Annotated in this window: 7 protein-coding genes and 1 pseudogene; all 8 read left to right on the top strand. The window is 68.1% G+C overall.

Annotated elements, in window-relative coordinates; translation table 11 throughout:
* Positions 1–276 (top strand): annotated as a pseudogene (locus A5680_RS26285) (hypothetical protein); the annotation flags it as partial.
* Positions 277–404: 128 nt separating this feature from the next.
* Positions 405–1316, top strand: coding sequence for a Rossmann-like and DUF2520 domain-containing protein (locus A5680_RS12565; RefSeq protein ID WP_067819736.1), 912 nt, complete (start codon positions 405–407; stop codon positions 1314–1316).
* Positions 1313–2242 (top strand): pantoate--beta-alanine ligase, encoded by a 930-nt coding sequence (panC, locus tag A5680_RS12560; RefSeq protein WP_067819734.1) that lies wholly within the window; start codon positions 1313–1315, stop codon positions 2240–2242. The genes A5680_RS12565 and panC overlap by 4 nt, the downstream gene beginning before the upstream one ends.
* The gene (gene panD / locus A5680_RS12555) at positions 2242–2661 is read left to right on the top strand and encodes an aspartate 1-decarboxylase (RefSeq protein WP_067791239.1); all 420 of its coding nucleotides are present in this window, start codon (positions 2242–2244) and stop codon (positions 2659–2661) included. The genes panC and panD overlap by 1 nt, the downstream gene beginning before the upstream one ends.
* Positions 2662–2663: 2 nt before the next feature.
* Positions 2664–3479 (top strand): type III pantothenate kinase, encoded by an 816-nt coding sequence (locus A5680_RS12550; protein ID WP_067819731.1) that lies wholly within the window; start codon positions 2664–2666, stop codon positions 3477–3479.
* Positions 3480–3599: 120 nt separating this feature from the next.
* A complete protein-coding gene (lysS, locus tag A5680_RS12545; RefSeq protein WP_067819727.1) occupies positions 3600–5111 on the top strand; it encodes a lysine--tRNA ligase in 1512 nt (503 codons plus the stop codon).
* Positions 5112–5235: 124 nt separating this feature from the next.
* Positions 5236–5574 (top strand): histone-like nucleoid-structuring protein Lsr2, encoded by a 339-nt coding sequence (lsr2, locus tag A5680_RS12540; protein ID WP_003875617.1) that lies wholly within the window; start codon positions 5236–5238, stop codon positions 5572–5574.
* Between the two features lie 312 nt (positions 5575–5886).
* Positions 5887–8421 (top strand): ATP-dependent protease ATP-binding subunit ClpC, encoded by a 2535-nt coding sequence (gene clpC1, locus A5680_RS12535; protein WP_067819718.1) that lies wholly within the window; start codon positions 5887–5889, stop codon positions 8419–8421.
* The last annotated feature ends 109 nt before the right edge of the window (positions 8422–8530 follow it).

Here is an 8530-nt window from a genome sequence, read left to right as displayed (position 1 = left end):
CGGTCACCCCCCGCAATTCGATTCGATCAGCCATCGTCTCCGGCCCGCCATGTTTCGGTGTGCGCCCAGGCCCCCACCGCCGAGCCGCTACCGCCACGGTTGGCCCCACCGCCACCACCGGAGCACACTCCCCGGCACGGGGGCGGGGACCCGTTGGCGCCGGGCGCCGATAGTCCGGGCGACGGCGCGCCCACCGGCGGTCAGTCGGTTGCCGAGCTGTTGGCGCGGTTGCAGGTCCAGCCGTCCGAGGGTGGCCGCCGCCGCAGACGTGAATAGCCGCGACGGCTGAGCTGGGAGCTTCCTCACATTGGGCTTGGCGCCCTGATCGACTACAGTTTTAGTGACCGAACGGTACCCACGCGGTGGGACCGGAACGAACGAATAAATCTGTGAGGTCGTCTGCGATGGTGCAGTTCGACGGTTTGCGCCCGGCCAGGCTCAAGGTGGGAGTCATCTCGGCCGGCCGGGTGGGCACCGCGCTCGGTGTTGCGCTGGAGCGCGCCGACCATGTCGTGGTCGCGTGCAGCGCCATCTCCCACGCGTCGCGGCAGCGCGCCCAGCGCCGGCTGCCCGACACCCCGGTCATGCCCCCACCGGACGTCGCCGCCGCCGCGGAGCTGCTGCTGCTGGCCGTCCCGGACAGCGAACTGGCCGGCCTCGTGTCCGGGTTGGCCGCGACCTCGTCGGTGCGCCCGGGCACGATCGTCGTCCACACCTCCGGCGCCAACGGTGTCGGCATCCTCGAGCCGTTGACCCGGGACGGCTGCATTCCGCTGGCGATCCACCCGGCCATGACGTTCACCGGATCGGACGAGGACATCAGCAGGCTGCCCGACACCTGCTTCGGGATCACCGCGGCCGACGAGGTCGGTTACGCGATCGGGCAGTCGCTCGTGCTGGAAATGGGCGGTGAACCGTTCTGCGTGCGCGAAGAGGCGCGGGTGCTCTACCACGCCGCCCTGGCGCACGCGGGCAACCACCTCGTGACGGTGCTCGCCGACGCGCTCGAGGCGTTGCGGGCGGCCCTGCGCGGCAGCGAACTGCTCGGGCAACAGTCCGTCGACGACTCCCCGGGCGGCATCGCCGAACGCATCGTCGGGCCGCTGGCCCGGGCCGCGCTGGAGAACACCCTCCAACGCGGGCAGGCCGCGCTCACCGGTCCGGTCGCGCGCGGTGACGCGGCCGCGGTCGCCGGGCATCTGGCCGCGCTCCACCGGGTCGACCCGGAACTGGCCCAGGCCTACCGGGTGAACGCGCTGCGGACGGCCCGGCGCGCCCACGCTCCCGCCGACGTCGTCGAGGTCCTGGCGGGATGAGCCCAGGCAAGGCGCCCGCGTTCAACGCCGGCGAACTCAACGTGTACTCCCGCCCGCGCGACGTCGCGGACGTCTGCCGCGCGCTGCGCCACACCGGCCGCCGGGTGATGCTGGTGCCCACCATGGGCGCGCTGCACGACGGTCACCTCGCCCTGGTGCGCGCGGCCAAGCGGGTGCCGGGCTCGGTGGTGGCCGTCTCGATCTTCGTCAACCCCCTCCAGTTCGGCGCCGGCGAAGACCTCGACGCCTACCCCAGGACCCTGGACGACGACGTGGCGCTGCTGCGCGGCGAAGGCGTCGAAATCGTGTTCGCGCCAACGGCCGCGGCGATGTACCCCGACGGCCTGCGCACCACCGTGCAGCCCGGCCCGCTGGCCACCGACCTGGAGGGCGGTCCGCGGCCGACCCACTTCGCCGGCGTGCTGACCGTGGTGTGCAAACTCCTGCAGATCGTGCGCCCGGACCGAGTGTTCTTCGGCGAGAAGGACTATCAGCAGCTGGTGCTGATCCGGCAGATGGTCGCCGACCTCAACATCGACGTCACGGTGGTCGGCGTACCCACCGTCCGCGAGGCCGACGGGCTGGCCATGTCGTCTCGTAACCGCTACCTCGACCCGGCGCAGCGCGAGGCGGCCGTGGCGGTGTCGGCGGCGTTGACGGCGGCGGCGCACGCCGCCGACGCCGGGCCGCGGGCCGCGCTGGACGCGGCGCGCGCGGTGCTCGACGCGGTGCCCGACCTCACCGTCGACTACCTCGAGTTGCGCGACCCGGAGCTCGGCCCGTTGCGGGGCAACCGAACCGCAAGGCTGCTCGTTGCCGTCCGCCTGGGCACCACCAGGCTGCTGGACAACATCGCGATCGAGATCGAAACTTCGCCGGCACCCGTGGGGCCGGACGGACTCGCCCAATCACATTGGAGGAATTGATGTTACGGACGATGCTCAAGTCGAAGATCCACCGCGCCACCGTCACTCAGGCCGACCTGCACTACGTCGGCTCGGTGACCATCGACGCCGACCTGATGGACGCCGCCGACCTCCTCGAGGGCGAGCAGGTGACCATCGTCGACATCGACAACGGCGCCCGCCTGGTCACCTACGCGATCACCGGGGAACGCGGCAGCGGGGTGATCGGAATCAACGGCGCCGCAGCGCATCTCGTGCACCCGGGCGATCTGGTGATCCTGATCGCGTACGGCACCATGGAAGAGGCGGAGGCCCGGTCGTATGAGCCGCGGATCGTGTTCGTCGACGCCGACAACAAGCCGATCGACCTCGGCCACGACCCGGCCTTCGTGCCCGCCGACGCCGCCGAGTTACTCGATCCCCGAATCGTTGCGCGGTAGCCGTGCTGCTGGCGATCGACGTCCGCAACACCCACACCGTCGTTGGGTTGATCTCCGGGTCGAAAGAGCACGCGAAGGTGGTGCAGCACTGGCGGATCCGGACCGAGTCCGAGGTGACCGCCGACGAGCTGGCCCTGACCATTGACGGGCTGATCGGCGACGACTCCGAGCGGCTGACCGGGGCCGTCGCCCTGTCCACCGTCCCGTCGGTGCTGCACGAGGTGCGGATCATGCTCGACCAGTACTGGCCGTCGGTGCCGCACGTGCTGATCGAGCCGGGTGTGCGCACCGGCATCCCGCTGCTGGTGGACAATCCGAAAGAAGTGGGCGCAGACCGAATCGTCAACTGCCTGGCCGCTTTTCACCGATTCCAGAGCGCAGCCATCGTCATCGACTTCGGCTCCTCGATCTGCGTGGACGTCGTGTCGGCCAAGGGGGAGTTCCTCGGCGGCGCGATCGCCCCGGGCGTGCAGGTGTCGTCGGACGCCGCCGCGGCGCGCTCCGCGGCGCTGCGCCGGGTGGAGTTGTCCCGCCCGCGTTCGGTGGTGGGCAAGAACACGGTTGAATGCATGCAGGCCGGGGCGGTGTTCGGCTTCGCCGGTCTGGTCGACGGGCTGGTCGGGCGCATCCGCCAGGACGTGGACGGCTTCGCCGGCGACGACGTCGCCGTGGTGGCGACGGGGCACACGGCACCCCTGCTGCTGCCCGAGCTGCACACGCCCAGCCACTACGACCAGCACTTGACCTTGCAGGGGCTGCGGCTGGTGTTCGAACGCAACCGGGACGCCCAGCGCGGCCGGCTGAAGACCGCGCGCTGAGTATCCCTGCGACGAGATTGCCCCAGCGGTCGTGGTTGCGGCCGGAACAACGACCCTGACGGCAATCTCGGCGGGCCGCCGGTAAGAGCCGCTCCGCGAGGTCATTTAAGCTGGCACGTCGTGAGTGACGCCAGCGAGGACGAAGCCGCGGACCTGCCCGAGCAGTTCCGCATCCGCCGGGACAAGCGCGCTCGCCTGCTGGCCGAGGGCCGGGAACCCTATCCGGTCGCCATCGAACGCACCCACACGCTGGCCCAGGTGCGCGCCGAGCACCCCAACCTGCCGATCGACACCGCGACCGACGACGTCGTCGGCATCGCGGGCCGGGTGATCTTCGCGCGCAACTCCGGCAAGTTGTGCTTCGCGACACTCCAGGAGGGCGACGGCACCACCCTGCAGGTGATGCTCAGCCTCGACAAGGTCGGCCGGGAATCGCTGGACGCGTGGAAAGCCGACGTCGACCTCGGCGACATCGTCTACGTGCACGGCAACGTGATCAGCTCACGCCGAGGCGAATTGTCCGTACTCGCCGATTCGTGGCAGATCGCGACCAAGTCATTGCGGCCGCTGCCGGTGGCGCACAAGGAGATGAGCGAAGAGGCGCGGGTGCGGCAGCGCTACGTCGACCTCATCGTCCGGCCGCAGGCCCGCACGGTGGCGCGGCAGCGAATCGCGGTGGTCCGCGCGATCCGCAACGCGCTGGAACGGCGCGGGTTTCTCGAAGTCGAAACGCCCATGTTGCAGACGCTGGCCGGCGGCGCGGCGGCGCGGCCGTTCGTCACGCATTCTAATGCGCTGGACATCGATCTCTACCTGCGGATCGCACCCGAACTGTTCCTCAAGCGCTGCATCGTCGGTGGTTTCGACAAGGTCTTCGAAGTTAATCGCGTCTTCCGAAACGAAGGCGCGGATTCCACGCATTCTCCGGAATTTTCCATGTTGGAGACCTACCAGGCCTACGGAACCTATGACGATTCGGCAGTCGTCACGCGCGAGCTTATTCAAGAGGTGGCCGATGAGGCGATCGGAACCAGACAACTACCCCTGCCCGACGGGACGGTCTACGACATAGACGGAGAATGGGCGTCGATTCAAATGTACCCGTCGCTGTCCGCGGCGCTCGGGGAGGAGATCACCCCCGAGACGTCGGTCGAGCGGCTGTGGGCCATCACGCATCGGCTGGGGCTCGAGGTGCCCACCGACCGGGGCTACGGACACGGCAAGCTCGTCGAGGAGCTCTGGGAGCACACGGTGGGCAATACGCTGACCGCGCCCACTTTCGTGCGGGACTTCCCCGTCGAGACAACGCCTTTGACGCGCCAGCACCGCAGCATCCCGGGGGTCACCGAGAAGTGGGACCTTTACATTCGCGGGGTCGAACTGGCCACCGGGTATTCCGAATTGAACGACCCGGTGGTGCAGCGGGAGAGATTCGCCGCACAGGCGCGGGCGGCTGCGGCCGGCGACGACGAAGCCATGGTGCTCGACGAAGATTTTCTCGCCGCCCTCGAGTATGGGATGCCCCCGTGCACCGGAACGGGAATGGGTATCGATCGGTTGTTGATGACTTTGACTGGCCTGTCAATTCGAGAGACAGTTTTGTTCCCGATTGTTCGGCCGCACTCCACTTGAAAAGTGCAACTGTGCGCCTCGCGGCCGGATTGAGTATGCTGCGTTGTTATGGCAGATTGGTGACCCGGGGAGGCTCACCCAAACTGCTCAGCAACTGCTCAGGACGAAATGCGAGGATAAGCTAATGGCGAAAAAAGTGACCGTCACCTTGGTCGATGATTTCGACGGTGCCGGCGCAGCCGACGAAACGGTCGAATTCGGGCTTGACGGGGTTACCTATGAGATTGACCTTTCGTCGAAGAATGCCGCAAAACTCCGCAACGACCTGAAGCAGTGGGTGGAAGCCGGTCGCCGGGTCGGCGGGCGGCGGCGCGGGCGTTCGGGCTCCGGTCGTGGTCGTGGCGCGATCGACCGTGAGCAGAGCGCGGCGATCCGCGAATGGGCCCGCCGCAACGGCCACAACGTGTCGACGCGCGGCCGCATCCCGGCCGACGTCATCGACGCCTTCCACGCGGCCACCTAAGGAAACCTCTCACCGGCGTCCGGGCCGCACAGGCCTGGGCGCCGGTTTGTCGTTCGCTGGCCGCGAAAGAATCAGCCGCGACCGAAGGAAACCAATTGGCGCCCGGCCACGTTGCTCCAAGTACGGCGCTGTAATCACAGGGGAGACTGCCCGAGACGGGCCGGCGGGCCTTGAACAGCAAGGGACCGCAAGGTTATGCCCCCTGGCAGACCGACCATTACAGTGGATGGCAGGTACGCGAGTCGGCCCCAACGGGGGCCGGTGGGCCACTAACAGGCTTGTACCGATGTGAGGGAGAGCAGGTAGCAGGCGATGTTTGAACGATTTACCGACCGTGCCCGCAGGGTCGTCGTCCTGGCGCAAGAAGAGGCCCGGATGCTCAACCACAACTACATCGGCACCGAGCACATCCTGTTGGGTTTGATTCACGAGGGCGAGGGCGTCGCGGCGAAGTCGCTGGAGTCCTTGGGCATTTCGCTGGAGGGCGTTCGCAGCCAGGTCGAGGAGATCATCGGCCAGGGCCAGCAGGCGCCGTCGGGCCACATCCCCTTCACCCCGCGCGCCAAGAAGGTTCTCGAGCTGAGCCTGCGTGAGGCGCTGCAGCTCGGCCACAACTACATCGGCACCGAGCACATCCTGCTGGGCCTGATCCGCGAGGGCGAGGGCGTGGCCGCCCAGGTCCTGGTGAAGCTCGGCGCCGAACTGACCCGGGTGCGCCAGCAGGTCATCCAGCTGCTCAGCGGCTACCAGGGCAAGGAGGCCGCGGAGGCCGGCACCGGTGGCCGAGGCGGCGAATCGGGCAGCCCGTCCACCTCGTTGGTGCTCGACCAGTTCGGGCGCAACCTGACGGCCGCCGCGATGGAGGGCAAGCTCGACCCGGTCATCGGCCGCGAGAAGGAAATCGAGCGGGTCATGCAGGTGCTCAGCCGCCGCACCAAGAACAACCCGGTGCTGATCGGCGAGCCCGGCGTCGGCAAGACCGCCGTCGTCGAGGGCCTGGCGCAGGCGATCGTGCACGGCCAGGTTCCGGAGACGCTGAAGGACAAGCAGCTCTACACGCTTGACCTCGGCTCGCTGGTGGCCGGCTCGCGCTACCGCGGTGACTTCGAGGAGCGGCTGAAGAAGGTGCTCAAGGAGATCAACACCCGCGGCGACATCATCCTGTTCATCGACGAGCTGCACACGCTCGTCGGTGCCGGGGCCGCCGAGGGCGCGATCGACGCCGCGAGCATCCTCAAGCCCAAGCTGGCCCGCGGCGAGCTGCAGACCATCGGCGCGACCACGCTCGACGAGTACCGCAAGTACATCGAGAAGGACGCCGCCCTGGAGCGCCGCTTCCAGCCGGTCCAGGTGGGCGAGCCGACGGTGGAGCACACCATCGAGATCCTCAAGGGCCTGCGCGACCGCTACGAGGCGCACCACCGGGTGTCGATCTCCGACGCGGCGTTGGTGGCCGCCGCCACCCTGGCCGACCGCTACATCAACGACCGGTTCCTGCCCGACAAGGCGATCGACCTGATCGACGAGGCGGGCGCCCGGATGCGGATCCGCCGGATGACCGCGCCGCCAGACCTGCGTGAGTTCGACGAGAAGATCGCCGACGCGCGCCGCGAAAAGGAGTCCGCGATCGACGCGCAGGACTTCGAGAAGGCCGCCAGCCTGCGCGACCGGGAGAAGACCCTGGTCGCCCAGCGGGCCGAGCGTGAAAAGCAGTGGCGCTCCGGCGATCTCGACGTGGTCGCCGAGGTCGACGACGAGCAGATCGCCGAGGTGCTGGGCAACTGGACCGGCATCCCGGTGTTCAAGCTGACGGAGGCCGAGACCACGCGGTTGCTGCGCATGGAGGACGAGCTGCACAAGCGGATCATCGGCCAGGAGGACGCCGTCAAGGCCGTCTCCAAGGCGATCCGCCGAACCCGCGCCGGGTTGAAGGACCCCAAGCGCCCGTCGGGCTCGTTCATCTTCGCCGGCCCGTCCGGTGTCGGTAAGACCGAGCTGTCCAAGGCGCTGGCCAACTTCCTGTTCGGCGACGACGACGCGCTCATCCAGATCGACATGGGCGAGTTCCACGACCGGTTCACCGCGTCGCGGTTGTTCGGCGCCCCGCCGGGATACGTCGGCTACGAGGAGGGCGGCCAGCTCACCGAGAAGGTGCGCCGCAAGCCGTTCTCCGTGGTGCTGTTCGACGAGATCGAGAAGGCCCACCAGGAGATCTACAACAGCCTGTTGCAGGTCCTCGAGGACGGCCGGCTCACCGACGGGCAGGGCCGCACGGTGGACTTCAAGAACACCGTGCTGATCTTCACCTCGAACCTCGGCACGTCCGACATCTCCAAGCCGGTCGGCCTGGGCTTCACCCAGGGTGGCGGTGAGAACAACTACGAGCGGATGAAGCAGAAGGTCAACGACGAGCTGAAGAAGCATTTCCGCCCGGAGTTCCTCAACCGCATCGACGACATCATCGTCTTCCACCAGCTGACTCGCGACGAGATCATCCGGATGGTCGACCTGATGGTCGAGCGCGTCGGCAAGCAGCTCAAGGCCAAGGACATGGCCCTCGAGCTGACCGACAAGGCGAAGGCGTTGCTGGCCAAGCGCGGCTTCGACCCGGTGCTGGGTGCCCGCCCGTTGCGGCGCACCATCCAGCGCGAGATCGAGGACCAGCTGTCCGAGAAGATCCTCTTCGAGGAGGTCGGGCCGGGCCAGATCGTCACGGTCGACGTGGACAACTGGGACGGCGAGAGCGCCGGCGAGGACGCGGTGTTCACCTTCACCGGGACGCGCAAGCCGCCGGCCGAGCCGGACCTGGCGAAGGCCGGAGCGCACGCGGCTCCGGAAACGCCCTAGCGGTTACCGAAAACGGGCGGTTAGTCTCACGGGACTAACCGCCCGTTTTCGCTGTGACCAGGAGGCCCGCCGTGCTGATCGTCACCACCAACGACCTCCCCGGGTGGGA

It is taken from the genome of Mycobacterium sp. E2989, from assembly GCF_001667595.1.
Taxonomy (GTDB): Bacteria; Actinomycetota; Actinomycetes; order Mycobacteriales; family Mycobacteriaceae; genus Mycobacterium.
This window is presented reverse-complemented; position numbering and strand designations above follow the sequence as displayed.